The sequence below is a fragment of the Klebsiella sp. D-Nf1 genome (assembly GCF_002810515.1).
Taxonomy (GTDB): domain Bacteria; phylum Pseudomonadota; class Gammaproteobacteria; order Enterobacterales; family Enterobacteriaceae; genus Klebsiella; species Klebsiella variicola.
In genome coordinates this window covers 664,192-690,613 of sequence record NZ_PIOK01000001.1, presented here as the reverse complement: position 1 = coordinate 690,613, position 26,422 = coordinate 664,192, and the positions used below count along the sequence as shown (strand labels likewise).

Below are 26,422 nucleotides of genomic sequence, written 5' to 3'. Positions count from 1 at the left end.
TTTGCCAGCTGGAACAATGTCATGGATAAACTGGATACCCTGACCCTGTTCGTGCGCATCGTCGAACGCGGCTCATTCAGCGCCGCCGCCGCGGACCTCGGTCTTTCCCGGCCGGTGGCGACCGCGGCTATTCAGGCGCTGGAGGCCAGCCTCGGGGCACGGCTGCTGCAGCGCACCACCCGGCACGTGCAGCCCACGGCAGAGGGCACGCTGTATTATCAGCGCTGCGTGTCCATTCTGGCGGCCCTTGAGGAGGCCAACCGCAGCGCCGGGGGGAGCATTGCCGGTATGATCCGCGTGGACGTGGCGGGCAATCTGGCGCGAACCCTGCTGCTGCCCGCGCTGCCGCAGTTTCTCGCCCGCTATCCCGCCATTACGCTGCAGATCGGCGAAAGCGAACGCGACGTCGATCTGGTTCGCGAAGGGGTCGACTGCGTTATTCGCGGCGGCCATCTCCCCGACAGCGAGATGATTTGCCGGCCGCTTGCCAGGCTGCAGGAGATCACCTGCGCCAGCCCGGCCTACCTCGCCCGGTATGGTACCCCGGAAACCATCGACGGACTGACAGGCCACGTGATGATCGGGTTTGTTTCAACGCGTACCCACCGGACCCTGCCGCTGAGCTTTACCCTGGAGGGCAGGCAGACGGAGGTCAGTTTGCCCTGTCGGCTGCTGACCTCCGATGCCGACGTCGGTGCCGAAGCGGCAAGGCTTGGCTTTGGCCTGTATCAGGCCCCCTTGCCCCGCCTTGAGGCCGATCTGGCGTCGGGCGCGTTAACGGAAGTGCTGGCCGATTTTCGCCCTGCGCCTCTGCCGCTCTCCCTGCTCTATCCCAGTAATCGGCATCTCTCTGCCCGGGTTCAGGTGTTTATCGACTGGGTTACCGCGCTGATGAAGGCACCCCTGACACAGCAGGCATCCGGAAGGCTAAAATAATATTTGCTATTATTCGCGGCACGTGCGTTAATCGTTGTGTCGATTTACCAGACGAAAAGTTATTATCTGAGTACGAGTTCTCATCTCCAGGCGTTATCCCTGATACCACCTTCCTTTGAGCAGTCCCGTTAGTATTTTGCTTTTTCTGTAAACAGGCTCTGTCAGACCCCTGCTGGCTCGTTAATAAAGCCCTCCGTCTGATCCAATACCCGGCTTACCACTAACTAAAATCAGCCGCGTTAATTTCCCTGAAAACGTCCATTGTCTTTTCAACAGAACATTACCCATACAAGGTTTACATTATGATCGAACATATCCATTTTAGATGCCCATGCTGCCATGGCTCCCAGTACAGAACGTCCCAGTTTGACGTGACTGAAAAAAATCCCTTTGGTGCGAAATGCATTTTCTGCAAATCGGCGATGATGACATTTGATGCTATCCGCCCTCATCATCTGGGTGCGTTGTCCACCGCGCACGCGCAACAATAAGAATGCGCAGGAAAAGAGTGCCCGTTATCCGCCTGGGGATAACGTCTTTTTTTCAATCGCAGTTTTTGTCGGTTGAATAATTAACGCCGGGATCAGGCAACGCTTTTATCAGGGTGGTGATATTCTTCCCTGCATTCATTTCAACGTTAAAATAGTCCACCGCGCGCAAAATAAGTCGCAAGCCTCTACCACTTTCCGCTAACGGATCGACATCGAAGCGCTCATCGCTACGCGCCAGCGCCAGGCGCTCGGCGGGAAAGGTTTCCCCCGCGTCGGTAAAGCGCAGCGTCACCCGTCGGTCCGCGACCCTAAATTCCACACCAAAACGACTTTCCCGATCCTCATGCAGCGCATAGCGAATAATATTCGTTGCCGTTTCACAGGCAGCGAGATCGAGCGCGAAGCGCCACTCGTCCGCAACAGGCAGCGGCGCCATTCGCTGGGCAAGCCACTCCGCCAGCGGTGAAAGCGAGGTGAGTTCGGCAGGAAACATCATGATGTTATTCACGGGCACGTCACTCATTTGGCTGTGCAATTTTGCTGAAATCAACAATCAGATCGGTACGAGCTTCACCTGTCTCACTGGCGATTGCCGCTTTAAAGGCCACCGCGACGGAAGCATCCAGCCGACGCACGGCCGGCGTCAGGATCGTGACCGCGGCCTGCCGTTCGGTATCAATTTTCATCACTGTCCCCTGTACGTTCAATAATCAAGAGTGAAACATCATCAGCCATTGCCTGCGGCTCCCGGTCATCACCATTGCGCCAGCAAGTAAGATGCTCGGCAAACTGCGCCAGCAGCGTGGGTAGCGAAAGCGTTACGCCATCCTGCAGACGGCGCTGCAGGCGCGCTTCGCCAAACTGTTCACCGTTACGGTTTTCACATTCGGTGATACCGTCGCTGAACAAGCACAGCCGCTCACCCGCCGCCAGCGAGAAGCTAACATCTGACCACGTGAGATTGGACATCAACCCCACCGGCGCCCCACCGCTGCCGACCGAGCGCACACCTCCATCCACAGTGACGACAAACGGTGTGGGATGCCCGGCCTGACACAGTTTCCCCTCGCCGGTTGCCAGGTCAATGACGCCATAGATGAGGGTGAAATAGCTGACGATCTCTGCCTCGTCGCTACAAAAACGACCATTCAGGATCTGCACTACCTCGGCAGGTGATGCCGGCTGGTTATCAGCAGAGAAAAGAAAAAGTTCAACCGCCCTGCCATGCAGAAACTGGCGGGCGACGGCGAGCGACATCATCGCCGCCCCCACACCGTGGCCGGAGACATCCACACAGTAAAATCCGAGATGATCCCCCAGCGTGAAAACATTAAAAATATCCCCCGACACCCAGGCCGACGGCAGGAATATCCAGTCGGAGAAAAAACCCTGATGGCGCAGCTGATGGGCCGGGAGAACCGACTGCTGGATGCGCGCCGCCAGCTCCAGATCTTGTTCAATCTGATGCAGTGCTTCGCTTAGCCGCGTATTGCGCGCGGCGAGGTCGGCTTCAAGGGAGAGGATCCGCGCCCCGGCGTGCAGTCGCGCCCGCAGTTCACTCTGCTCCACCGGCTTACTGAGAAAATCATCGGCACCGGCCTCAAACCCCAGCGTCAGATCGCCTGGATTTTCGCGGGCAGTGAGCAATATCAGATAAACATAGTGACCAAACTGGCGGCGGCGCACTTCCCGGCACAGCGTCAGGCCATTCATCTCCGGCATTTCCCAGTCGCTAATCACCAGGCTGACGGGCTGGTTCTCCAGGATCGTCAGCGCAGCGACGCCGTTTTCCGCCTCGCTGACGATATAACCCCACTGCATCAACATTCGACTCAACAGCCGACGATAAACCAGTGAATCTTCAACAATCAGGACGTGCTGCACCGACATTGCGCCTCCTAAATCGGCAGGAACCAGATAAGGCTGACCGTGCCTTCACGAAACTTGCCGCTGTACGCTATCAGTTTAGTCAGTAGCGGGTTGGCTTGCTCATCAGCAATGGGGTTGTCAACCAGGCTATACTCCAACCTGACGGCAACGCCAATCGACTTTAGCGACAAACCGGCGATAAATGGCTGGTCAGCAAAAGTATCGTGTGGCTGATGCTGGATAAAGACGGGTGAGCGGCGGCCCGCTTTACCGCAGAATGGCAACGAGGAAATCCTGTAAGGGGAAAACTCATGCATGGCCAGCGCGTGTCGCCTGCGGATCCTAACCCGCCCGGCCGCTGCCGGGAGAACGGGTCATGAGGAACGCACCATGAAGTTTTATCGCGATCTTTTTGAAGCCAGCCTGAATCGCGTCGTACCGGAGCACGATAAAAAGCGCTTTTTCCAGGCCTTCTACAGCACCTTTATCCATATGTCTCCCGAGACGGAGCAGCACTTTTCACGACGCCCGGGCGAGGAAGGCCAGCAGATGATCTTTAAAAGCTTTTTCGCCATGCTGGCGGTCAACGGTGATCTCTTCGTACCCGATTTTCTGGAACGGCTGGCGCGCGAGCAGAGCGAGGAAGGCCTGCGCCTGCCGCCGCGGTTTTTTGCGCTGTGGCGGGAAGCCATGCTCAAAACCGTCCGCGCCAGCGATCCGCTGTGCGATGAAGAGATCCTCACTGCATGGGCGATGGCGATCGCCCCTGGCCTTGAGTATCTACGCCGCCAGGCGGAGCTCCACTATCAGACCGCAGGTCAGTAATCATGTGCGCCGCTAACCGTGTCGACCTCAACGTCCTGCCCTCGGCGGTGATGATCTACGATGAGCGCGAACGACTGCAGGCCTGGAATGATAAGGTGGCGCTGTTTTATCCCGCGATCGCGCCCTGGCTCGCCGTCGGCGCTCCCCTTGAGAGCCTGGCGGAGAAGTTCATTGATGCCGGGTATAACATCGACCCTGGTCGGCAACAGACGCTACGCGAGACGATTATCCGCAACTGCCGCCAGACGAACCACTGCGAGGTCCGCCAGTCGGGCAACCGCCGGATTTACGTCCAGCATCAGCGGCTGGCAGATGGTGGAATTGTCAGTCTGCATACCGACATCACCGAGCTTGACGAGGCCCGACGCGCACGTCACCAGCTTCACGACGATTTTTTATTCACTGCGGAGTCGATCCAGATCGGTATCTGGGACTGGCAGGTCTCCCACGACAACCTGCAGGTGAATGACACCCTGCTGGCGATGGTCGGCCAGTCGCGGGCACAGTGGCGCTATCCGCTGCGTTTTATGCTCAATCTGGTCCACGAGGACGATCGCGCTACCCTGCAGCAGGCGATGATCGCCTCGCAAAACGAACATATGCCGGTTTTTGAATGTGAACTTCGCGTCCAGCACCCGACGCAAGGCTGGCGCTGGATGCTGCTCTCCGGGCAGATCGTCACCCTCAATATGCAGCAGCAGGCAGAGCGGGTGATCGGGACGTTGCAGGATATTACCCGGCGCAAAGCCGCAGAGCTGCTGGCCATTGAGGCGGCGAAGGAGGCCCGCGAGGCGAACGAAGCGAAAAGCGCCTTCCTCGCCAATATGAGCCACGAAATCCGCACCCCGATGAACGGCATTCTCGGCATGACCCAGCTGTGCCTCGACACGCCGCTGACCGCAGAGCAGCGGGAGTACCTTTCGCTGGTGATGAGCTCAGCCCAGTCGCTGCTGCACATCATTAACGACATTCTTGATTTCTCACGCATTGAGTCGGGCAAGATGCAGGTAGACGAAGAGCCGCTGGAGATCCGCCCCTTTATCCAGTCGCTGATCCGCCCGCATATGCCTGCCGCCAGCGAAAAGGGCATTGAGCTGCTGGTGGACATCTCCCCTGCGGTACCGGAGGTGCTGATCGTCGATGGCCCCCGGCTGCGGCAAATTCTGACTAACCTGTTGGGTAATGCGCTGAAGTTCACACATCAGGGGGAGGTTCTGCTGGCGATTGCGCCGGCCGACGACGAAAGCCGCTGGCGCTTTCGCATTCGCGATACCGGCATCGGCATCGCCCCGGAGAAGCAAAAGGCGATCTTCGAGGCCTTCAGCCAGGCCGATAGCTCCACCACCCGCCGCTACGGCGGCACCGGGCTGGGGTTAACCATTTCGGCCCGCCTGGTCAGCCTGATGGGCGGCGAGCTGACGGTGGAGAGCCAGCCCGGGGCGGGCAGCGAATTTGCCTTCACCCTGCCGCTGGAAGGCCTGCACGCCGCCGCCTCCGGTAGCGCCCCGCCGGGACGCTTCAACAACGAGCGGGTGCTGGTGGTTGACGACAACAGCACCAACCTGCGCCTGCTCGACACTATGCTTCGCCAGATGGGACTGATACCGACCTGCGTGGACAACGCTGGTGAGGCGCTACGCCGGGCCGCCGAAGGGCCGCCCTGGCCACTGATCCTGCTGGATGCGCAGATGCCGGATATGGACGGCGTGTCGCTGGCGCTGGAGCTCTCCGCCCTGCCCGAGGCCAGACAAAGCCAAATCATTATGCTCAGCTCCATGAGCCGCCATTTTGACGCCAATATGCTTAAGCGCATCGGTATCGCCCACTATCTGCATAAACCGGTGGCACAGCGCGAGCTGCATCAGGTTATCGCCGGGATTCTGGTCCCCACGCCAGTAGCGACAACAGCGCCAGCCCCCGTTGCGGGACCGGTCAGGGACCAGACCGGGCTGCATATCCTGCTGGCCGAAGATAACCTGGTGAATCAAAAGGTCGCCAGACGACTGCTGGAACAGCTTGGCCACCGCTGCGAAGTGGTAAATAACGGCCGGGAGGCGCTGGCGCGCTGGCGCGCCGCCTGCTGGGATCTCCTGCTGATCGATCTGCAAATGCCGGAGATGGACGGTGAAACCGCCATCCGCCTGCTGCGCGAAGAGACGCTGGCGCTGGGCCGGGAGCACCAGTTCGCGATTGCGATGACCGCCCACGCCATGCAGGGCGATAGAGAGCGCTGTCTGGCGATGGGCTTCGACGACTATATCGCCAAACCGGTGAGCCAGGAGGCGCTGAGGGAAGCCATCGCCCGCGTCGGCGCAGCGGCAGATAGCGGTCCGGACGAAGAGGCAGGCCTGCCGGACGAGGCCCACCTGCTAAAACAGTGCGCCGACGATCCTGAGCTGGTCGAGGAGCTGCTGGGACTCTTCGCTGAAGGGCTTGACACCGCAACGGCGGCCCTTACCCACGCCATTGACGCCAATGACCGGGAGACGTGGCGCCGTACCGCCCACAAGCTGCGCGGCGAGGCGGTCACCCTCGGCTTTCAACGCCTTGCCGGGGTGCTCCAGCAGTTGGAGAGCCAGGCGACGTCGCCCGACCGGACCGTGCCAGATGACCTGCGCGACGCGCTGGCCGAGGCAACCACAGGCTGCCACCGGTGGCTACATCGCAGAGCGCAGGCGGCTTCACGCTAAGCCGCGATCAGTCGTGGATTTTCACCCCCAGACAGCCGCGAACAAATTCAGGGTTAAAGTGTTTCACCGCTTCGCCAACGTAACCTAAATCCAGGGCGCCGATCTGCGCCATTTCGCTCGCGGTGAGCGAGAAATCCCAGATGGCAAAGTTCTCTTCAATACGCTCCTGGCGGGTGGATTTAGGGATCACCGTGACGCCACGCTGCACGTTCCAGCGCAGGATAACCTGCGCAATGGTTTTTTGATGGGTATCGGCAATCCCCTGCAGCATTTCATCTTCATACGGGTGATGTCTGCCGCCGCCTAACGGCGCCCAGGCTTCAGGCTGAACGTGATAATGCTTCATGGTTTCCAGCGCCGCAGGCTGCGCGAAATAAGGATGCAGTTCAACCTGGTTCACCATCGGCATGATTCTGACGGTTTCGCAGAAGTTAGCTAACACATGGGGGTAGAAATTGGAGACGCCAATCGCTTTCAGCTTCCCGGCTTCATACGCGTCTTCCAGCGCGCGCCAGGCGCTGAAATAATCGCCCATCGCCTGATGCAACAGATAAAGATCGAAGTATTCCAGCCCGGATTTTTTTAAGGACGCGGCAATCCCGGCTTTCGCCATCCCGGTGTTGTCCATGTCCTGAATCCACAGTTTGGAGGTAATAAATAGCGCCTCACGGGTACACAAACCTTCGGCGATGGCTTCGCGAACGGCCTCCCCCACCGCATCTTCATTATCATAGACGGCAGCGGTATCGATAAGGCGGTAGCCGGTACGAATGGCGTTCAGCACCGACTGCTTACACTCTGCTTTATCGGTCACCTTAAAAACGCCAAAGCCCAGCATCGGCATTTTTAGGTTGTTACTTAATACGGAATATTCCACGGTGAAGCTCCCCTCTTGTTAAAACACCATGGTAAGACAGGAACGCGGTCACGATTAGCCTGTCATTCCTGATTTGACTTATGCATTCAATTCATTAATCGCAGTGCGCTGAGATGATCTGATTTTGACAGAGAGCAGAAAAGTCACCCCTGCCGCGCCCAGCAGTAACAGACCACTCAGTGCAAAAGTGCTGTGCCATCCCAGACTATCAAACACCAGGCCGCCTGCCGTTGACCCGAGGGCAATCGATAGCTGGATCACGGCAACCATTAGACCACCGCCCGCCTCCGCCTCCTCGGGCAGCGTCCGCGCAATCCATGTCCACCAGCCGGTGGGCGCCGCCGTCGCCAGCAGGCTCCACAGGCTTAACAGTACGGTGACGGCACCGGTATGGTGCCCGGCCAGCAAAAGCGCTCCGACAATCGCAGCCATAACCAAAGGGATAGCCACCAGCGTCGGATAAAACCGGGCGTGCAGAACGGTCGAAATGGGCAGCGTGCCGACAAAACCAGCGACGCCAATCGCCAGTAATATCAGTGGCAGACCAGAAGAACTGACCCGGGTCACCGTCTCCAGAAACGGTCGCACATAGGTAAATAAGGTAAACTGCCCCATAAAGAACAGCCCGCAGGCCAGCAATCCCAGGGATAGCGTAGAAAGACGGAACAGACGCAGCACCGATCCCTGCCGCTGTGGTGCGCGCGGACTTTTCATCGACGGCAGGCTAACGCATTGCCAGACGAAGGCCAGCACCGCCAGCGGGACAAGACATAAAAAGGCGCCGCGCCAGCCGACGGTGGCCCCCAGGTAGCTGCCCAGCGGCGCTGCCACGACCGTGGCCAATGCGTTACCACCGTTAAAAATGGCCAGCGCGCGGGGAACCTGGCGTTGCGGCACCAGCCGAATGGCCGTTGCTGCCGACAATGACCAGAATCCGCCGATGACGATCCCGATGAGCGCCCTGCCCAGCATATAAACCGGAAAACTGGACGCCTGGGCAATCATCAATCCTGAGGCCGCCATCAACGCCGTGAGCCCCAGCAACAGCCATTTACGGTCCAGCGACCCGGTAAGACGGGAAATCGTCAGGCTGGTCAGTACCGCCAGCGCGCCAGAAAGCGCGATCCCCTGGCCTGCTAATCCCTCGGTAATGTGTAAATCACCCGCGATGGGTGTCAACAGACTGACCGGCATAAACTCTGAGGCAATGAGCACAAATACGCAGAGCGTCATCGCCAGGACGCCGCTCCAGTATGCGCGGGTATTATGTAATCCAGACATTATTTATCTCCGACAAAACAAAGCCGCCTGCAGGCGGCTTTGGGGATGTCTCCGGCACAGGAGAGCTATTGCAGGTTGGTTTTGAAAAATTGCGTGAATGTAGCAAAGGGAATTTTGCCCGCGACGTTGTCATAGAGATCGACGTGGTTTGCGCCAGGGACAATCACCAGCGCTTTCTCTTTACTGCCGATCGCCTTAAAGGCATCTTCGGCAAAATAGCGTGAGTGGGCTTGTTCGCCGGTCACAATAAGCGTCGGAATAGTCACTTCGCTGGCGTAACTCAGCAGCGGCATATTCATAAACGACAGCGGCATCGTCGCATTCCATGCCCCGGTTGAATTAACCGAACGCGCATGGAAACCACGCGGCATACGGTAATAATCGAAGAACTCTTTCAGGACCGGGTTGGGGTTGGCGGGCAAGGTTTCCGGCAAAATACGATCGGCAGCGCTGACGTTGCCTTTATCATCAACATAAATGTCATGCCCACCGGGGGCGAAAGTGCCGTTTGCCGCATCCTTCCAGCGCTGCGCGTTCAGGTAATGCAGTACCGCTCGGCGGTCAGCTGTCGTGTAGCGGTCTTTGCCATCGCCTACCCCATGCCCCATCGCGCGGCTCATGTCATACATGACGCTGGTCGCCACCGCTTTGACGCGTGTATCCATCGCCGCGTCGTTTAGGGCCATACCGCCCCAGCCGCAAATGCCGAGCAAACCGATACGGTTGCGATCCACCTCTTTTTGCAGGCCCAGAAAGTCCACCGCGGCACTGAAATCCTCGGTATTGATATCCGGTGAGGCCACGTTGCGTGGGTAGCCACCGCTTTCGCCCGTATAGGATGGGTCAAACGCCAGGGTGACAAACCCCTGTTCGGCCAGCGTCTGGGCATACAGGCCGCTGGACTGCTCTTTTACCGCGCCGAAGGGACCGCTCACGGCAATAGCTGCCAGTTTGCGGTCGCCGCGATCCTTCGGCAGGTAGAGATCGCCAACTAAGGTTATCCCGTAGCGGTTCTGGAAGGTCACCTTACGATGATCCACTTTCAAACTTTCAGCAAACGTTTTATCCCATTTTTCAATCAGTGAAACAGGCGCATTCGGGTTAGTTGTCTCAGCATAGCTCATCGTTGTCACTCCAGTTAATGAGGCGCAAAGCAGCATGGCGGGTATCGCGGCTGTCAGTTTTTTGGTGAAAACCGTCATCAAAATTCCCCTAAATAAACGAGATCAATGCAAGTCTCCAGTAGACAATGCAGCTTTGCTTTATTGTCGTGCGCTTAGTGTAGCCAGCAGTAATGGTTCTGATTAGTAGGTAAAAAATGCTAAAATTAATACCATATTGTTCTAAATGGCATGTGGATGACGAGGCGGGAGAATGGCGAAACGGGAAAACTATAATGACCTTTATCTGTTTATGCAGGTGGTGCGGGAAGGCAGTTTTACCGCCGCAGCGCAACGACTTGGCCTGGCGCAGTCCGGGGTAAGCCGTGCGGTTCGCGAACTTGAAGAACGGTTGGGCGTTCAGCTTCTGGTGCGTACCACCCGCCGGTTGTCGCTCACTCAGGCGGGTGAGCAGCTCTATCACAATGTCGAATCCGGTTTCGACGCCTTAGATATGGGACTCGCCACGCTGGCCCACTATCGTCAAACGCCCTCCGGTACGGTACGCATCAATGCCAGCCAGCATGCCATTGATAAAGTCCTGCTGCCGAAGCTGGCAGTATTTAAACACCGCTATCCCGATATCAGACTGGAACTGATCAGCGAAAGCCGGTTTGTCGATATTATTGCGGAGCGATTCGATGCGGGCGTGCGTCTGGGCCCGGAAGTCGGGAGTGGTATGATTGCGGTACGCATTTCGCCCGATATGGAGATGGCTGTTGTCGGTACCCCGGAACATTTTCGCCGCTACGGCTTTCCACAAACGCCCGCCGATTTAGTCGTCCACCCCTGCATCGCTTATCAGTTCGGCGACGGCAGCCTTTACGCCTGGGAACTTAATGTGGATGGCAAAAAAATCACCCACCCGCCTCAGGGACAGTGGGCTTTCGCCGATAGCTATATGGAGGCCAAAGCGGCGAGGCTCGGTCTGGGGCTGGCCTATGTCCCGGAAGAGCTGATTACCGACGATCTAGCCCAGGGCACACTTATCCGGGTGCTCCAGCGTTATAGCCAGCGTCTGGAAGGTTCATTTCTCTATTACCCGCACCGCAATGTGTCGCCCGCGCTGAGAGCGGTCATTGATACATTGCGAATGTAGCAGAGGTTGCCTGCGGGCAGCAGGCAACTGGTAGTGGTCAGAGACAGCTACTGTGCTCGGACCTGTCATTCAATTCCGATCTATGCAAATAGTCATGCCAGGCGGAAATGAATATATAGATTCATTTTACGAGTTATGTACTTCATTATAAAGTTTAGAAGCAGCGCCTCTACGTAATAAACTAAAAAAGCAAATGATCGTAAAAATGAAGGGGTAAATAGCCAAAACCCATGCCAGCTTTTGATTTTTAATAATGCTATTTATAGTATCACTCAACGAACCACTTGAAAAATTTTCACAAATCCTGTCAACCGAGCGCACACTTATCCCCGCTTTTTCTGAGAAAGCCGTTTTATCGAACGCCTTGCTTTCACACTGTTTTTTATCGAGCTTCCACTCAGTCCAGTTCAGGGGAAGGTAATTATTGGTCCAGATCGAACTCTCAGCAATATGATCATTAATCCAAACCCATGACTTGTCGTCGCCTAATCGTACTAATGCGGATGGCTTCAATGCCAGCAACATAAAATTTGATAATAGCAGCATAGTTAACACACAAGAGACAAATACGCCAGTATTAGCGATAAATAATGGTTTTATTGCCTTAAGCGTTGATATTTCAAACCATCCTTTCGCGGCTGTGACATGACGAATATCTATATTTTTCTTTTTTGTCCAGTTAATCAGCGACTTGATCTCTTCTTTATTTCTTGCGCCGACATTAAATAAAACATTAAAGCGTTCAACATCATTTCTCTCATTGAAATATGCATTTATTTTACCGTCGTGAAACGTTTTCCCTCCCAGGCAGAACTCCCATAGCCGGTTCAATAAAGAATATGCGGATCCTGCCCGTTTCCAGATAAACACCCCTAATAAGCCAAAAGTAACAAAAATTAACGCGCTATTTATCAGTCCATCAAAATTCCATATCGAAGAAATTAAACTTTCCATCTATCCCCTCTTAATCATCCCGCTAATCGCATGCTCAGCAATCACACCACAGCATCATTACAAAATAAATATTTTTTAACTGCAACTTTTCTTATCCAGCGCACAAGGTCATTGCCGATATCTTCTTATACGCAGGCCATAACTATACGTCACGCACTTCTGCTACTTGAGCCTTACATTCCACCTCAGTGCTGCTACGCTATCTCTGAGAAAATGGCGAAGGAGATATAATGAAAGTCCTCAATATCCTGATCCGTCGATGCGTGCTGATTACCCGCTTTGAAGAGACCGTTTCGTTTTATGAAAACCTTATCGCGCAGACGGCCAGATTGCGTTTCGACTATCCCGAATACGATCTCAAACTGGCGCAGGTAGGTTCTGTGCTTTTAATTGGCGGAACCGAGAAAAGCCTGGCGCCTTTTCGCGCCACCGAGGCCACTTTCCTGGTCAACGACATTACCGCCTGGGAGAAACATCTGCCTTCCACCGGAGCAACGATTATCAACCCGGTGAAGGCCGTGCCCACCGGCTGGAACATGCTGGTTCGGCATCCGGATGGCATGATTGCCGAATACGTTGAGCATCATGACAAAAACACAGCAGATGAGATCTTCTGATGCTTCGCTTTCAGAGGGTTGGACCTGGTATCAGTCGGCCATACTGCCAGAAAAGTGCGCTTTCTGCTGTAGCGAGAGAGGGAGAGCTGGAGAAACTGGCGCTGCAAGCCGCAGCGCCACAGTTATCCTCTCAACTGGATAGCATCACAGGCTGACACTGTTCAACCAGTTGAGCAGACTTTCCACTGAGTATTGCGTCGGTGCGCGCGATATCGGTTGGCCCGATGTTATCAGCAGCAGCGTCGGCAGGCCGCGTACGCCGAGGTCGCTGGCCAGTTCCTGATGCAGATCGGCATCCAGATAGCGCGTTTCAAACTGAGCAATACGCTGGCTGAGTTTTTCATGGGCCAGCAGCTGCCAGAGTTTACGGCAATGCACACAGCGCTCCGCGCCAACGAACAGCAGCACGGGTCGTTCACCCTGCAGTTCACTCGCCGCGCTTATCGGCCGGAATGCGCTTTCCGCAACGCGGAACAGCTTCGGACTGCGGCGCAGAGTATCGTTATCGGTTGCTACGCACAGCGCATCGGCGCTTTTACTGTACGGTTGTACGCCCGCTACGCGCACCACGCTCTGCGCCGGGCCCGCCGCCGCCGCGCCCGGCTGACGCAGAGTGCGGACATCGACTGCCGCAATCGGCGTCTCCTGCGGTTGCGCAAGCTGCGGGATCCACGCGTAAGGAATGCGGTAGGCGCGGTAAACCATATTATTATTCAGCGTTTTGCCCCAGAACGGCGAAATATATTCCCAGACAATGTCGTGATCGCGGGTCACTTCAAAAATGCGGCCGTTCGATCCTTCGTTAATCAGCGTATTGCCATTTTCCAGGCGCTGCATATTACTGATATACGGACTGTAGAAGCGATAGGAGTCGGTCGGTTGCGGCAGATCCGCTTCATAAGGCGAGTAGCGCCACTCAATATCGAGGGTCAGCGGGTTAATCTCAAGGATCCGTGAATAATCGCGCCAGGCGTTTTTCACCCCATCCTCCGACGCCGGGTTCGGCGCACCGTATCCGGCCCAACCGCCGTTGTCGAAAATCAGGATATTGCCCGCGCCCGGCAGCCCCTGCGGGATCATATGCGCATGATGCTGGCCGATGATCCAGCCGATGTGCTTCAGCTCCGGTTTGCTGTAGTCCGGGCCGAGCTGCCAGACTATTTTGCCGCTCTGCTTATCGATAATGGCGATAATGTTGGATTCGCGGGCGTCCCAGATAATGTTGTCGGGATGAAAGCGCGCATCGCCGGCGTCATACCATTTATTCGGTCCCAGCGCCGACATCGAGTTGATATGCATCCAGTCGCCCATTCCGCCGCCGCTGGCGCGCATATTCGGGTTATTGTACAGCGCGGTGCGTGCCGCATCGTCGAAGCCCAGCTCATGAAAATGGTCGCTGCAGCGCCACTCCCAGACCACATTGCCCTGCCAGTCGACTTCAATAATGGTGTCGTCCAGCAGCAGCTTGTCGGAGATCGCTTCATTAACCAGATTGGTGTGGGCGAGGATCAGGGTATTGCCGCCATCCACCTGCGGCTCCAGCCCCGGCGCGTAGTAGCCGACCGGGTTACCCGCTCGCTGATAGTCGTGATGAGCGCGCGCCATCCAGCGCGTTTCGTTGCCGGGATCGCTGACCTGTTCGTAGCGGTCGAATTTCCAGGTCACGTTGCCCTCCCAGTCCACCTGGATCAGATCGAGCATATCCTGCATGCCATAGCGCGGGTCGCGCTCGCCGCTGTGGCCAAGGATGGCGCCGCCGGGCAGAATTTTGTTGGGAAACCCATGCAGTTCAGGCCATTCCCGCACCACGTGACCATTCATATCCACCAGTACCGCGCCGTGTTCGGTGGCCTGGAAAAGGGTGTAGCCGCTCCAGGCGCGCTGCGGATCGTAAAGGGTGGCGCCGGTCGGGTAAACGGAAGGATGTCCCATATGTTGCTCCTTAAATAATAAAATCAGACAGAAGTAATCAGGTTGCGAATGTGGCGGCAGGCGGCGGTAAACGAGTCATCATCACGCTGGCGCGGATGAGGCAGCGCCAGGTTCACGATTTCTCGTATCCGCCCCGGACGCGGTGAGAGCACGACGACGCGATCGGCCAGGGCGACGGCCTCTTCCACATCGTGCGTCACCAGTAACGTGGTGGTTCCCGCGCTTTGGTGGATCTGTAAAAGTTCCTGCTGCAGGGTGTGACGCGTCAGGGCATCCAGCGCGCCGAAAGGCTCATCGAGCATCAGGATCTGCGGGCGAGCCACCAGACCGCGGGCAATAGCCACCCGCTGGGCCATGCCGCCGGAAAGCTGCGCGGGCAGCGCGCTGGCGAACTCGCTGAGCTGCACGCGCGCCAGCATCTCCAGTGCCCGCTGGCGCTTCGTCGCACGGCTGAGCTTTTCATCCGCCAGGCCGAGCATCACGTTGTCGAGCACGTTAAGCCACGGGAACAGGCGCGGCTCCTGAAACACAATGCCGCGCTCTTTGCCCACGCCGGTGACCGGCTCGCCGTTAATACAAATATCCCCCTGGGTGGCTGACTCAAGGCCCACCAGCATCCGTAGCAGCGTCGATTTACCGCAGCCGCTGCTGCCCACCAGCGCGACCAGTTCACCGGCGGCGATATCCAGATTGAAATTCTGTAGCGCCGTCACCTGTTGCCAGGATTTACGCACGTGGCGAAAAGAGACCAGAGTTGAAGAGGTCATAACTGCTCCTGTTGACGCCAGCGGGTGGCGCGCATTTCCAGTAAACGTCCGGCTTTATCCAGCGCCGCGCCGGTGATACCGACCAGCACCATGCCGCAGAGAATAGTGGGCATATCCAGCAGCTGCTGGGCATTGATCATCAGGCTGCCGATCCCGACGCCGGAGGACATGAAATATTCCGCGCCGATATTGCCAAGCCAGGCGTAAATCAGCGCCAGCCGCAGACCGGCGAAGATCCCCGGCGCGGCACCGGGAAGAATGACCCTGCGCAGGCGCGCGAATTCACCCAGCCGCAGTACCCTGGCGACTTCATCGAGTTGCGGATTTCGCTGAAGTACCGCCTGCAGGGTGCTGAAGAACATCGGAAAGAAAGACGCCAGAGCGATAAAGACAATTTTGCCGCCGTTATCGTTACCCACCCATGCCGTCAGCAGCGGCAGCCAGGCAAACAGAGCAATATGGCGCAGCACGTTAAGCATGGGGGTAAAAATTTGTCCGGCGCGTGGGCACAGCGCCAGCAGCAGCCCGCACAGCAAACCGCCGGCAATCCCCAGCGCGCCGCCGACAACCGCTCTCCCCAGACTGGCCAGCATCGCGGCGCTCAGCTCTCCGCTCAGGATCCCCTGAACAAAACGCGCCGCCACCGCCAGCGGCGAAGAGAATAATCCGCTATCAATCCAGCCCCACTGACTGGCCAGCTGCCACAGCGCCAGCAGGACTATCGGCAACTGTAACGCCCGCCAGCTGGCCTGCGGTTTCCACGCCAGGCGTCCGGCGGCTGGCTGCGGCCAGAACACCAGTCGGGAACAGGCCCGATTCGCCGCCCACTCCATCAGCATGCCGCTCAGGCCAACCACCGCGATGGTGACGAAGACGATATCCAGCTGAAACAGCTGGCGGCCCCAGACCATCAGGTAGCCAATACCTTCGGAAGAAGCCAACAGCTCGACAACGATAAGCGATACCCAGGCCTGCGAAAGCGCCAGACGCAGACCGGTAAACCAGCCCGGCAGGCTTGCCGGGATCACCAGCCAGCGCAGCCGCTGCCAGCGGGAGAAGTTCATCACCCTGCCGGCTTCGCTCAGGGTCAGCGGCACGCTGGCAACTGCCTGCTGAGTGTTGATGGTCATCGGCACCACGGTGGTTTTCACGATAACCGCCAGCTTGAGGCCATTATCAATCCCGAACAGCACCATCAATAGCGGGATCCAGCCGAGCGTCGGAATTTGCGCCAGCGCGTAGAACAGCGGTTCCACCCGCTGCGCGGCCGCTGGCACCAGGCCAAACAGCGCCCCGAGCAGCGTGCCGGCGATGGCGCCCAGCAGCAGGCCAAGCGCCAGATGCTGGAGGCTAAATCCCCACTGCGCCAGCAGATCGCCGCTCAGCAGCGACAACGCGGTATCGGCAACCACCGACGGCGCGGGCAAAATTTGCGCGGGCATCCATCCCTCGCGGGCGGCGATGTACCACAGCAATAGCAGTAGCGCTGGCAGCAGCCACGGCCAGCCGTTAAGCCGGAAACCCGGCCTGCCAGGAGCATCGGTTCTTAAGATCATCTGCGACATATCGGTCCACTAATCGGAAAGTGATGCCGCTATGAAAACGTGACTCACGCCGCCCCGCTATTGCGTAAGGTGAATAATCCCGATGCATCGAATGCATTTCAGCCTGGCGAGCACGCTGCGTCTGATTTAGCTTTTTTTCACCCATGCTTGGCGAATAAAAGCATTTAACACACGGCCCGCCGGCTCTTTAGGGTGAGAAAAAACTCAAGGGAGCAATACGTTATGATGAAAGCATATTTTAGCCGCACCTTGCTGGCATTGGTCACGGTCATCGGTCTGGCGGCAAACGCCCAGGCCGAGACGCTACGAACCATTCGCATCGGCGTGCCGGATCAGAGCGCAGGCAGTCAACCTTTTATTGAGGGGCCGGTCGGCATGGCGTTTATCCGCCATCAACTGGAAGAGGTGTTTAAACCGCAGGGTGTGGAAGTGCAGTGGCAGTTTTTCAAGGGGGCAGGCCCGGCGGTGAATGAAGCGTTAGCCAACCGACAGCTTGATTTTGTTTACCTCGGCGATCTGGCGGCGATTATCGGTAAGGCCAATGGTCTGCCGACACGCCTGCTTCTGGGCAGCCGCGGCTCGGAATCCTGGCTCGCGGTAACCAAAGCCTCGGGTATTAAAACGCTGGCCGACCTGAAAGGCAAACGGGTGGCGGTCTATCGCGGTACGGCGGACCAGTTGGCCTTTGACCGGGCGCTGCAAACTGCCGGCCTCAATGAGCGCAGTTTGCAGGTCATCAACCTTGACTGGAACGCGGGTAAAGCAGCGCTGGCGGCCGGTCGCGTCGATGCGGTATGGGGAGGCGTCTCCCTGCTGGCGCTACGCGGCGACAAAATTGATGTGGTGGTTAAAAGCGGCGATTCAGGCCGCCAGAACACCACTCAGGCGGGGTTCCTCGGCACACAGACGTTTATCGAGACCTGGCCGCAGGCGACTCAGCAGATCGTTAATGTGCTGGTGAAGAATGCCGCTGAAATCAGCGATCCGGCTAATCGAGACGCCTGGTCTGCCGAGATGGCGCAGCAAAGCCAGATCCCTAAGTCGCTGTTTCTGGAGGCGCTGCAGCCGCAGGATCTGAACTTTACCACCTCACCGCGTATTGACCCGTTCCTGACCGACAGCTTCAGCAGTAGCGTCGAGCAGGCTAAATCGGGTCGTCTGATCCGCAGCGCCTTTGACGTTAAGCAGTGGGTGGACGGCCAGTTTGTCGAGCAGGCGCTGAAAACGCAGCAACTGGAAAACCGCTGGCCACCGTACGATGCCAAAGGTGAGGCGAAAAACGCCGGTTAATCCCTCTCCTCCTGCGCCAGCAGCTGAAGCTGAAGCTGATGCTGACGGTCGGTATGGAGGATAATCTCAATCAGCCTCTCAACCAGCGGCGGCTGAATCGCGTGAACCGGGGAGATAATGGCAAACCGGGTCTGCATTAGCCGCCACTCATCTGGCAGATCGCTAAGTTCCAGTTTCACCAGCCGATGGCTGTGCTGGCACAACGCGAAGCCGTCCTCGCTGGCGAAGCTTATCGCGTGGGTTTGCGCCAGAGTGGAAAGCAGCGCGTAAATATGGTCGCACTGGATCGCGGGCGTAAAGTCCTGTTGCTGGCTGAGGGTCGCCAGTACCTTGCGTACCCCCGGCGGCAAATAGGGGGCGGCAAAAGGGTAGCGCAGCATCTCCTGAATCGAGACCGTCCCCTGTTTTGCCAGCGGATGTTCGGCATGGCAGACAAAGAAACAGCGTTGTGGGCTGAGCGGCTGCACGCGTAGCTGCGGGTCAAGCTCGGCCTGCCAGCTATCGGCGACCACAAAAGGATAGTGCTGGGAGGTAAGCGCCTGATGCAGAGCAAGCCAGTTATCAATGTGGAAACGCACCCTCGCCTGCGGCAAAAGACGATGAAACTCACCGATGGCCGCCGGAATCAGCCTGGCGCCGGGGGCCGGTCCGCAGCCAAAAGCGACCTCGCCATTTTGCGCATCGTCCGCCTCACGTAGCTGGCTACTGAGCTCAATATTGAGTTCCTGAAAACGGCGCGCATAAGGCAGCAGCTTTTGCCCATGCAGCGTGAGCGTCGGTAGCTTGCTCTGGCGGTCGAATAAAGGATGACCGACACTCTGCTCCAGCGCCTGAATGCTGCGGCTAAACGCCGACTGCGACAGGCAAACCGCCTCCGCCGCACGATTAAAACTGCCGTACTCCACTAGCGCCACAAAATTGCGTAACTGGCGAAAATCCAGATGCATCGATCCGCTCCCTTCCCTCTACTGTTCAACAAAAGTACTGGAAGGCGGCCTGGCGGTAAACCACAGACACCACTCCCGGTGGGTTAGCGCACGGTGACTGGGGGTGAAAGTTCGCGTTGCAGAATAGTGATGAATCTGCATGAGCGGCCAGCCACAGAGCCTCACGCTGATCTCACGTTTCAGCCATTAATTCCGTCATCACTTTCGCAAACACTTCGCCCGGCTGCGACAGGGTGCTATGTCCATCCGTCACCGCGACGACAGACACCGGCAACGCATGACGGAACGGCCGCACCGCCAGACCGCTGGTGTCGACGCCCTGTAGAGAAAAACTGTCAACAATAGTCATACTGTTGTTGCCGTGTCTGACAAGATTAATCGCTATGCTGTAGCGGTTGGTTTCTACCGCCGCCACCTGGCGCTGGCGGAACGCCGGCACCTCCTCGGCAATCATGGCAACCAGCCGCGCGTCGGTCGTGATATATACCAGGTCGCGTGTCGGGATATCCTGCCAACGGATTTCCGTCTGCTGCGCCAGCGGATGCTGCTCGGGCAGCACACACACCATTTCGCCCCGGCAGATGGCCAGCGGGTTCTCCTCTGGTTCGTAGCCGGGTTTCACCAGAAAACCGAGATCGTAACGCCCTTCTTCAACCGCTGTCTCAATTTCATTGTTGAGACACATATCCGCCACCACACCATAATCCGGAAAGGTCTGGCGAAAACGCGCCACCGCCAGCGGCAATATATTCAGCGCCAGCGCAGGCGTGGCACAGACCCGCAACTGACCAACGCGATACTGGCGGATGTGATCAACAAAACGCTCAAAACGAAGCCGATCCTGATGCACGCGCAGCGCCTCTTTATACAGCGCTCTGGCTTCCGCGGTTGGCTGCATCTTCCCTTGATAGCGCTCAAACAGGCTGAACCCCATCTGCTGCTCGATAAGCGCCAGGCTTTTACTCACCGAAGGCTGCGACATGGCCAGCTGCGCCGCTGCCGCTGTCACTGAACCTAGCTGAACGATACTGATAAAGACCTCGAGTTGCTTGGGTGTCATTGCCATTTTCCTGATAACGATATGCTGATTATGCATTTAAAAAATATGCACTCAGGGTTATAGAATCCATAATTATATTCACCAGAGGGCATAAAATGAAATTTTTCACGTCACGCTTCATGTCGATATTGTTGCTTATACCGGGGATGTTCTTAGCCCAGTCTCCTGCTCAGGCCGGGGAAGAAATCAATACGATCCTGCCAGACCATGTGATCCGCGTCGGTGCGGTCAACGCACCGCCGTGGTATCAGAAAGATCTGCTGACCAACCAGTGGACCGGGCTGGTTCCGGATGTTGTGCAGGCGATATTTAAAAACACCGATATCAAGATTGAATACGTTGATACGCAATGGGGCACCGCCGTCGCGGGTTTACAGTCCAACCGCTTCGATATTTTAGGTGGTTTTAATAATACGCCAGAAAGAGCCAAAGCCGTCGACTTTACCCGCCCTATGGGCTCGCACCAGATGGGCGTCCTGACTCTGGAGAAAGAGACGCAGAAATATCAGCGCTGGGACACCATCAACACTTCGCAGACCAGGCTCAGCGCGATTGATGGCTCGGCAGCCGTCACGCTGCTGCAGCCTCAACTGGACAAAGCCCAGTGGATTATCGTTCCCGATAGCGACAACATGCAGCTCCAGATGGAGAGCGGCCGCGCGGATGCCATCGTCACTAACGATATCCAGATGGCGCAATATATTCAAAAGCGTCATCAGGGCACGATGATTATTCCACAGCCGATCAAAGAACAGGCAACCAATATGGGCCTGCGTAAAGATCGACCGGAATTACAGGCGTGGCTGAATGGACGGCTCGAACAGCTGGATAAAGACGGCACGTTGAAAAAAATCTGGCAGAAATATACTCACCCAGCGAAATAACTCTGATGAACCCACAATCATTATTACCGTTGCTGAAAATTGAAGCGCTTAGCAAATCATTTTCAGGTAATAAAATTATAGATGATGTTTCCTTCGCGGTTCGTCCCTCGGAGGTGATTGGCATCATTGGCCGCAGCGGCGCGGGTAAATCCACCCTGCTGCGTTGCCTGAACATGCTTGAAGTCCCGGATAGTGGGCATATCTGGCTGGGTGAGGAAGAAATAGGCTTTCACGGCGCGCAGAGAAAACAGGTCACACAGCGCACATTAGCGCGCCAGCGTGCCTCAATGACGATGGTATTCCAGCACTTTAATCTGTGGCCACACCGCAGTGTATTGCAGAATATTATTGAAGGTCCGGTACAGGTCCTGGGCGTGCCGCGTAAAAAAGCCATCGAAAAAGCCATGGCGCTGCTCACGCGTATGGGCCTGCAAGAAAAAGCCGGAGACTTCCCGGTTCAACTTTCAGGCGGTCAGCAGCAGCGGGTATCTATCGCCCGCGCCCTGGCTATGGCGCCGCAAGTGATCCTGTTCGACGAACCGACTTCCGCACTCGATCCGGAATCTGTCGGGGAGGTGCTGTCCGTTATTTCCGAACTGGCGGCCAGCGGCACCACCATGCTGGTGGTTACCCATGAAATGCGTTTTGCCCTGCAGGTCTGTAGCCGGCTGCTGTTGATGGATAATGGCAAACTGGTGGAAGAAGCATCCCCGCAGGAGATCTGGTCACGACCGCCCGATGCCCCTATCCGACGCTTTATGACGCTGTCCGGCGTAACGGCAGAGGAGCTGCGCTAATGTCATATCACTGGGATTTCTCAATACTGTGGCAATATCACGCGGTTTTGCTGGAAGGGATATTGACCACTTTTAAAATTGTGCTGGCCTCAGTCACGTTAAGCATTCTTGGCGGAGCGCTGCTGGCCCCGTTGCGCGGCGCGTCCAGGGCGGTCATCCGCTTACCCACCCAGGGGTTGATTGAGATTGTGCGTTCAATCCCCCCTCTGGTGCTGATTGTCTGGGCCTACTACTGTCTGCCCATTTTGTTCGGCCTGACCCTCTCCTCGTATCTGACCTGTGTCCTGGCCATCTCATTATATGGCAGCGTATTTTTCGCTGAAATATTTCGCTCTGGTATGCAATCGGTCGATCATGGTCTGGTCGAAGCGGGCCTGTCGGTGGGGATGTCACCGCTGAAAGTATTAGTTCGCATTACCGGGCCGGTTGCCTTTTTGCGAATTCTACCGGCGTTTGTCAGTCAGTGCGTGATGTCGGTTAAGAATTCCGTGCTGGCGAGTTATATCGCAACGGGTGAGATCCTCTATCAAGGGCAACGGCTGAGTACCGCCACCTTCCGCCCTCTGGAAACACTGACTTTTGTGGCGCTGTTTTTCGTCGCCACCATTCTTCCGCTGTCACTGCTGGCAAGCTATGCCGAGCGCCGGATCCGCAGCCGCTACTTCAAACGTTGAGTAACCATGACTATTTCCGCAACACGCCAGCTGGTCAATTTTGCCAGTACCTTATCTGCGCCAGCTATCCCGGCTCCCCTTCGGCGCAAAATTCGACTGCATTTACTGGATGCTCTGGCCTGCGGTTGGGCGGCCAGTGGCCACCGGGTCAGCGAACCGATGATACGCGCCTCCCGGCTATTTGGCGGAAACGGTCACTGTAGCGTCTTCGGTGAGTCCGGTTTCAGCCCATCGGCGGCCGCGTTCGCGAACGCCGCCATGATAAACGGCCTGGATCACGATGACGGTGTGGAGATCGACGGCAAAGGGCTCGGCCATCCGGGGGCCACGCTGGTTGCCGCCGCGATGGTTGCGCTTGACCTCAATCCTGAGCCGGTAGCTCAGGACGTGCTGATTACCACCCTGGCGGCCGGTTTCGAGGTGAATAACCGGCTCATCCACGCCATCCAGCCTTCGGCAGAACGCTTCAGCCAGGTCTACGGCGTGGCGCAGCATCAATCTATCGGCGCAGCCGTGGTAGCCGGTCGGTTGTTGGGGTTAAACCCTGAGCAATTACATCACGCAGTGGGCCTGGCCGCCGCGTTAACACCGCTCCCCAGCCTGCACCAGTATAACTGGCGACAACGACCGCTGTTGTCGCTCAAAGATGCCGTGGCGCCCGCCGCGCAAGCCGCCGTGCAGGCGGTGATAATGGCGCAGCAAGGCCTCAGCGGCAGCCTTGACGTACTCGATGGCGAACAGGGCTTCTGGCGGATGATTGGCTCTGACCAGTTCGCGCCAGACAGGTTGACCGACGATCTCGGCAGCCACTGGTACGCTGGCTACGGTAGCTTTAAGCGATATCCCGCCTGCCGCTGGCTGGCCTGCGCGCTGGAATGTATGGAGGGCATTATGCAGCAGACCGGCTGGTCCGTTGCGGATCTCCGCACCATTGAGGTACAAAGCTTCCCCCGCCTGGTCAATGATATGATGGACTACCGGCCGCAAACGGTGACCGACGCGCAGTTCAGCCTGCCGTGGACGCTGGCAGCGGTCGCCGCTGGCCTGCCACCTGGTGCCGACTGGTATACAGAAGACAATATGCAAAACCCAGCCTTGCTGGCGGTGGCGGATAAAGTCACGGCCACTGTCACACCTGAATTTACACAACGAATGAACGGTCCGGCACGCCAGCCTGGCGCGCGCGTTGTGGTCACAAACAGCCGTGGTGAACGTGCAGTGCAGGAACGCTACAAACCCCTGGGCAGCGCCGAACGCCCGCTTAGCGATGGCGAAATTATTGCCAAAGCGCGGCGAAATTTGCCCGGACATAAGATAAAGGTTAACGAACTGCTTACGAGCGTGATGGAGGAGGAAACGGCTCGGTATTACTCCTCTTCGGCAGACCTGATGGGCTTTTCGCTACCGGCGTAGCAAGGGTTGCCTGACATCATCAGGCAACCACGACCGGTTAGTGCTTGGTTATATACTCACCATGTAACATCATGTCTGATAGTGGTTTTTTCTTACCCTTAGAAACCCATACCGTCTTTTTTACCGTAGACAAAAAGTTTTCTGTTTTGTGATCTAGCAACGGTTCCAACGAGTCGCTTTAATCCACAGAGACAGCGTCACGGATACCTTCCATTTCCGACCAAAACCGAAATGCATCATCACGAATAAATGGACAAATAATACCAAAATGCCCCGTTGTTCTCTCAACCCAGGAATAAACGCCAAAAAAGCCGAGACCCGAATTGCGGGAGCCGTTCCTCTCGTATCCCAGACTCACACCAGTTACCCAGCGCGTAATGGACATCAACCAGAATATTATTCCCCGTCGATGTCATTACTACACCAGGAGTTTGATCTGCCAACATTTCATTGATGGAATCTGGCGAGAGAATACGTTAACCCGCAAACATCCCATTCTGAGCGATCATACTCAGAAAATTGAGATAATCCTCCGCCGTACTGACCGCCCCGCCCTTCAAAACTGGATTCAGGATCTCCTCCACAGGCACATCATTAGCTCGATCCCTTCGCGGATGCATCCATTGGGTTCGCATCATCCCCAACGGTCCGGCTAATTTCTCCTGGAATACCTGACTCTAGCATTTCCCTGTAATCACCTCAACAACAGCGCCAACTACCTGAAAACCCGGATCACCATAGGCAAAAACTTTTCCAGGACGGCTAATCAGAGGGCGCTGCATAAACTCCTGCGCCGACTGTACTAACGTAATGCGATGATCCTGAGCAAACTCATAGAACTCCTCTTACGTACCGGCAAGACCTGAAGTCTGAGATAAAAGCTGACGTAGAGTTAGTTCATCAGCAATTTTCGGAAACGCTGGCAGCCAACGTGAAACAGGCTGATCCAAGGATAATTTTCCCTCATCCACAAGAGCCATCACCGTAGCCGCAGTCAGAAACTTTGATGCAGAAGCTATCGGATACTGAGTATTGGGCTTCTGGCCACCAAAATTTACGAGAGAAACAATCTTGTCCTTAAAACCAATACCAAAACTGAAAGCACCCGCGCCTTTACCCATCATGCTTTTTGCAATGTTCAAGGCTGTTGTAGGGAGAAGGGAACCATGAACTAACATATAATCCAATTTTACAACCTTTGAATCAGGGCTGCTCATATCATTCGGTTTCATATTTTAGCACTTTCCCCTAAGGTATATTAATAATATGATGCCTGTTCTTTATTAACAGCTAAAACAAGATCATTGGAAGAAAGTAATTCGTGTTGCAATCAATTATGATCAATCATATCCATTAACATCTCCCCATAGCGCATCTGACTCGCACTGAATTGCATGCGCCGTTCTTACCATATCTGCCAAATTTGGAAGCACGCCAGTAAGCCCCAACTCCGCAGCTACCAATTGCCCTGTAATGATTGCTAATGTCTGGCGATCAAGATCTTCGTTTGTCACCGCTTGTGGGGGAGGAACAAAATCAGAAGTAGAGATATTTTCGATTTCCATCGTCATTGCCTCTTTCAGACCTGGCTATGATTTTGCCTGTCATAATCGAGAGCATCTAATGTATTGGTGCCACTTTATCTATGGCACCTAAAATAAAACCGGTCACCACATGGCAAAATGCATACGTCCTCTTCCAGGGATAGATCATCAACTGAAATATTTACTTAAAGAGCTCTAATAATTACCGAACAGCTCCTTCGGCGCTGATCCCTGCCACGGTATTTCTTATCAACTTCAGGAGGTCAGCAATGAGAACCTCAACGTCCCCTGCGTCTTAGTTTAATCTGCACATTAACGGTCTGGGCTATCTCAGCCGCATCCGCGACGTGCAGCCTAAAAAAGGCGACAGCTTCCTCGCGTACGCCATTGCGGCACTGAACGGCCCCACCACCAAACCGGAATATCACTATTTTGATGTTCGGGTTTCAGGCGATGAGGCGCAACATCTGATCCGTCGCTGCAATGATGCCGTGGACGCCGGGAAAAAAGTGCTAATTGGCTTTCGTCTCGGCGACTTGTGGACCGATATTTATTCCCATACCAAAGGGAAGTATGCCGGGAAGCAGGATGTAAGCCTGAAGGCCAGGCTTACCTTTATCCACTGGATTAAAGTCTATGGCGAGCAGGTTTATCAGGCGAAGCCCAAATCATCTGAACAGGCTGAAGATACGTCGCCGGAGGCTCCAGCATCGACTGCATATCCAGATTCAACGCCCTACATGTGGTGAC

26 protein-coding genes and 1 pseudogene are annotated in these 26,422 nt (G+C 56.2%); 12 read left to right on the top strand and 15 right to left on the bottom strand.

Annotated features, from left to right (window positions below; all coding sequences use genetic code 11):
- The first annotated feature begins 21 nt into the window (after positions 1 to 21).
- Together CWM54_RS03355 and CWM54_RS03350 are read left to right on the top strand one after the other, a co-directional pair.
- Positions 22 to 936, top strand: coding sequence for a LysR family transcriptional regulator (locus tag CWM54_RS03355; protein WP_100695947.1), 915 nt, complete (start codon positions 22 to 24; stop codon positions 934 to 936).
- A 302-nt stretch (positions 937 to 1,238) separates the two neighbouring features.
- Positions 1,239 to 1,427, top strand: a complete 189-nt coding sequence (locus CWM54_RS03350) for a cold-shock protein (RefSeq protein WP_071839087.1) — start codon at positions 1,239 to 1,241, stop codon at positions 1,425 to 1,427.
- A 52-nt stretch (positions 1,428 to 1,479) separates the two neighbouring features.
- On the opposite strand, the gene CWM54_RS03345 is transcribed toward CWM54_RS03350, so the two are convergent.
- The 4 genes and pseudogenes from CWM54_RS03345 to CWM54_RS03330 form a co-directional block, all read right to left on the bottom strand.
- Positions 1,480 to 1,950 carry an ATP-binding protein gene (locus CWM54_RS03345; RefSeq protein WP_100695945.1) on the bottom strand — a complete coding sequence of 157 codons (471 nt, stop codon included), beginning with the start codon at positions 1,948 to 1,950 and terminating at the stop codon, positions 1,480 to 1,482.
- A 10-nt stretch (positions 1,951 to 1,960) separates the two neighbouring features.
- Positions 1,961 to 2,113, bottom strand: a pseudogene (locus tag CWM54_RS03340) (anti-sigma factor antagonist); the annotation flags it as partial.
- A complete protein-coding gene (locus CWM54_RS03335; RefSeq protein WP_100680045.1) occupies positions 2,103 to 3,317 on the bottom strand; it encodes a PP2C family protein-serine/threonine phosphatase in 1,215 nt (404 codons plus the stop codon). The gene CWM54_RS03335 and the pseudogene CWM54_RS03340, both read right to left, overlap by 11 nt.
- A gap of 8 nt (positions 3,318 to 3,325) precedes the next feature.
- Entirely contained in the window at positions 3,326 to 3,580 is a 255-nt protein-coding gene (locus CWM54_RS03330) for a hypothetical protein (protein WP_100680044.1), read from the bottom strand.
- Between the two features lie 106 nt (positions 3,581 to 3,686).
- Here CWM54_RS03330 and CWM54_RS03325 point away from each other — a divergent pair, with 106 nt between their 5' ends.
- Both CWM54_RS03325 and CWM54_RS03320 read left to right on the top strand, forming a co-directional pair.
- The gene (locus CWM54_RS03325) at positions 3,687 to 4,121 is read left to right on the top strand and encodes a globin (protein ID WP_025714185.1); all 435 of its coding nucleotides are present in this window, start codon (positions 3,687 to 3,689) and stop codon (positions 4,119 to 4,121) included.
- 2 nt (positions 4,122 to 4,123) lie between these two features.
- Positions 4,124 to 6,811 carry a response regulator gene (locus CWM54_RS03320; protein WP_100695943.1) on the top strand — a complete coding sequence of 896 codons (2,688 nt, stop codon included), beginning with the start codon at positions 4,124 to 4,126 and terminating at the stop codon, positions 6,809 to 6,811.
- A gap of 7 nt (positions 6,812 to 6,818) precedes the next feature.
- Here the strand turns inward: CWM54_RS03320 and CWM54_RS03315 are convergent, their stop codons facing one another.
- From CWM54_RS03315 to CWM54_RS03305, 3 genes are all read right to left on the bottom strand, one after another.
- The gene (locus tag CWM54_RS03315) at positions 6,819 to 7,688 is read right to left on the bottom strand and encodes an aldo/keto reductase (protein WP_100680042.1); all 870 of its coding nucleotides are present in this window, start codon (positions 7,686 to 7,688) and stop codon (positions 6,819 to 6,821) included.
- A gap of 78 nt (positions 7,689 to 7,766) precedes the next feature.
- Positions 7,767 to 8,969, bottom strand: coding sequence for an MFS transporter (locus tag CWM54_RS03310; protein WP_100680041.1), 1,203 nt, complete (start codon positions 8,967 to 8,969; stop codon positions 7,767 to 7,769).
- 65 nt (positions 8,970 to 9,034) lie between these two features.
- Positions 9,035 to 10,171: an alpha/beta hydrolase gene (locus CWM54_RS03305; protein ID WP_100695941.1), complete on the bottom strand. Its 1,137-nt coding sequence runs from the start codon at positions 10,169 to 10,171 to the stop codon at positions 9,035 to 9,037.
- A 172-nt stretch (positions 10,172 to 10,343) separates the two neighbouring features.
- Here CWM54_RS03305 and CWM54_RS03300 point away from each other — a divergent pair, with 172 nt between their 5' ends.
- The gene (locus CWM54_RS03300; protein ID WP_100695939.1) at positions 10,344 to 11,228 is read left to right on the top strand and encodes a LysR family transcriptional regulator; all 885 of its coding nucleotides are present in this window, start codon (positions 10,344 to 10,346) and stop codon (positions 11,226 to 11,228) included.
- 126 nt (positions 11,229 to 11,354) lie between these two features.
- On the opposite strand, the gene CWM54_RS03295 is transcribed toward CWM54_RS03300, so the two are convergent.
- A complete protein-coding gene (locus tag CWM54_RS03295; RefSeq protein WP_100695937.1) occupies positions 11,355 to 12,182 on the bottom strand; it encodes a DUF6216 family protein in 828 nt (275 codons plus the stop codon).
- A 230-nt stretch (positions 12,183 to 12,412) separates the two neighbouring features.
- On the opposite strand from CWM54_RS03295, the gene CWM54_RS03290 reads away from it, so the two are divergent.
- The gene (locus tag CWM54_RS03290; protein WP_100680037.1) at positions 12,413 to 12,799 is read left to right on the top strand and encodes a VOC family protein; all 387 of its coding nucleotides are present in this window, start codon (positions 12,413 to 12,415) and stop codon (positions 12,797 to 12,799) included.
- A 144-nt stretch (positions 12,800 to 12,943) separates the two neighbouring features.
- Here CWM54_RS03290 and CWM54_RS03285 read toward each other — a convergent pair whose 3' ends face one another.
- The 3 genes from CWM54_RS03285 to CWM54_RS03275 are packed head-to-tail and all read right to left on the bottom strand — an operon-like array spanning position 12,944 to position 17,063.
- Complete coding sequence (locus tag CWM54_RS03285) at positions 12,944 to 14,731, bottom strand: aryl-sulfate sulfotransferase (RefSeq protein ID WP_100695935.1); 1,788 nt, start codon at positions 14,729 to 14,731, stop codon at positions 12,944 to 12,946.
- 23 nt (positions 14,732 to 14,754) lie between these two features.
- A complete protein-coding gene (locus tag CWM54_RS03280) occupies positions 14,755 to 15,498 on the bottom strand; it encodes an ABC transporter ATP-binding protein (RefSeq protein ID WP_061154870.1) in 744 nt (247 codons plus the stop codon).
- The gene (locus tag CWM54_RS03275; protein ID WP_100680035.1) at positions 15,495 to 17,063 is read right to left on the bottom strand and encodes an ABC transporter permease; all 1,569 of its coding nucleotides are present in this window, start codon (positions 17,061 to 17,063) and stop codon (positions 15,495 to 15,497) included. The genes CWM54_RS03280 and CWM54_RS03275 overlap by 4 nt, the downstream gene beginning before the upstream one ends.
- 222 nt (positions 17,064 to 17,285) lie before the next feature.
- Here CWM54_RS03275 and CWM54_RS03270 point away from each other — a divergent pair, with 222 nt between their 5' ends.
- Entirely contained in the window at positions 17,286 to 18,353 is a 1,068-nt protein-coding gene (locus tag CWM54_RS03270) for an ABC transporter substrate-binding protein (RefSeq protein ID WP_100695933.1), read from the top strand.
- On the opposite strand, the gene CWM54_RS03265 is transcribed toward CWM54_RS03270, so the two are convergent.
- Both CWM54_RS03265 and CWM54_RS03260 read right to left on the bottom strand, forming a co-directional pair.
- Positions 18,350 to 19,300: a LysR family transcriptional regulator gene (locus CWM54_RS03265; RefSeq protein WP_100695931.1), complete on the bottom strand. Its 951-nt coding sequence runs from the start codon at positions 19,298 to 19,300 to the stop codon at positions 18,350 to 18,352. The two genes, CWM54_RS03270 and CWM54_RS03265, sit on opposite strands and share 4 nt — an antisense overlap.
- A gap of 172 nt (positions 19,301 to 19,472) precedes the next feature.
- The gene (locus tag CWM54_RS03260) at positions 19,473 to 20,360 is read right to left on the bottom strand and encodes a LysR family transcriptional regulator (RefSeq protein ID WP_100680032.1); all 888 of its coding nucleotides are present in this window, start codon (positions 20,358 to 20,360) and stop codon (positions 19,473 to 19,475) included.
- Between the two features lie 95 nt (positions 20,361 to 20,455).
- On the opposite strand from CWM54_RS03260, the gene CWM54_RS03255 reads away from it, so the two are divergent.
- The 4 genes from CWM54_RS03255 to CWM54_RS03240 are packed head-to-tail and all read left to right on the top strand — an operon-like array spanning position 20,456 to position 24,128.
- Entirely contained in the window at positions 20,456 to 21,244 is a 789-nt protein-coding gene (locus CWM54_RS03255; RefSeq protein WP_100695929.1) for a substrate-binding periplasmic protein, read from the top strand.
- Positions 21,245 to 21,249: 5 nt separating this feature from the next.
- Positions 21,250 to 22,041 (top strand): amino acid ABC transporter ATP-binding protein, encoded by a 792-nt coding sequence (locus CWM54_RS03250; RefSeq protein ID WP_012968429.1) that lies wholly within the window; start codon positions 21,250 to 21,252, stop codon positions 22,039 to 22,041.
- Positions 22,041 to 22,715: an amino acid ABC transporter permease gene (locus tag CWM54_RS03245; protein ID WP_063106100.1), complete on the top strand. Its 675-nt coding sequence runs from the start codon at positions 22,041 to 22,043 to the stop codon at positions 22,713 to 22,715. Before CWM54_RS03250 ends, CWM54_RS03245 begins: the two co-directional genes overlap by 1 nt.
- 6 nt (positions 22,716 to 22,721) lie before the next feature.
- Complete coding sequence (locus CWM54_RS03240) at positions 22,722 to 24,128, top strand: MmgE/PrpD family protein (RefSeq protein WP_100680030.1); 1,407 nt, start codon at positions 22,722 to 22,724, stop codon at positions 24,126 to 24,128.
- Between the two features lie 845 nt (positions 24,129 to 24,973).
- Here the strand turns inward: CWM54_RS03240 and CWM54_RS03235 are convergent.
- On the bottom strand, positions 24,974 to 25,360 hold the full coding sequence (locus CWM54_RS03235) for a serine hydrolase domain-containing protein (RefSeq protein ID WP_100680029.1): 387 nt from the start codon (positions 25,358 to 25,360) through the stop codon (positions 24,974 to 24,976).
- Between the two features lie 108 nt (positions 25,361 to 25,468).
- Positions 25,469 to 25,693 (bottom strand): hypothetical protein, encoded by a 225-nt coding sequence (locus CWM54_RS27990; protein WP_133122404.1) that lies wholly within the window; start codon positions 25,691 to 25,693, stop codon positions 25,469 to 25,471.
- 284 nt (positions 25,694 to 25,977) lie between these two features.
- Here CWM54_RS27990 and CWM54_RS03230 point away from each other — a divergent pair, with 284 nt between their 5' ends.
- The gene (locus tag CWM54_RS03230; protein ID WP_227521615.1) at positions 25,978 to 26,421 is read left to right on the top strand and encodes an STY4534 family ICE replication protein; all 444 of its coding nucleotides are present in this window, start codon (positions 25,978 to 25,980) and stop codon (positions 26,419 to 26,421) included.
- Position 26,422 lies beyond the last annotated feature (1 nt).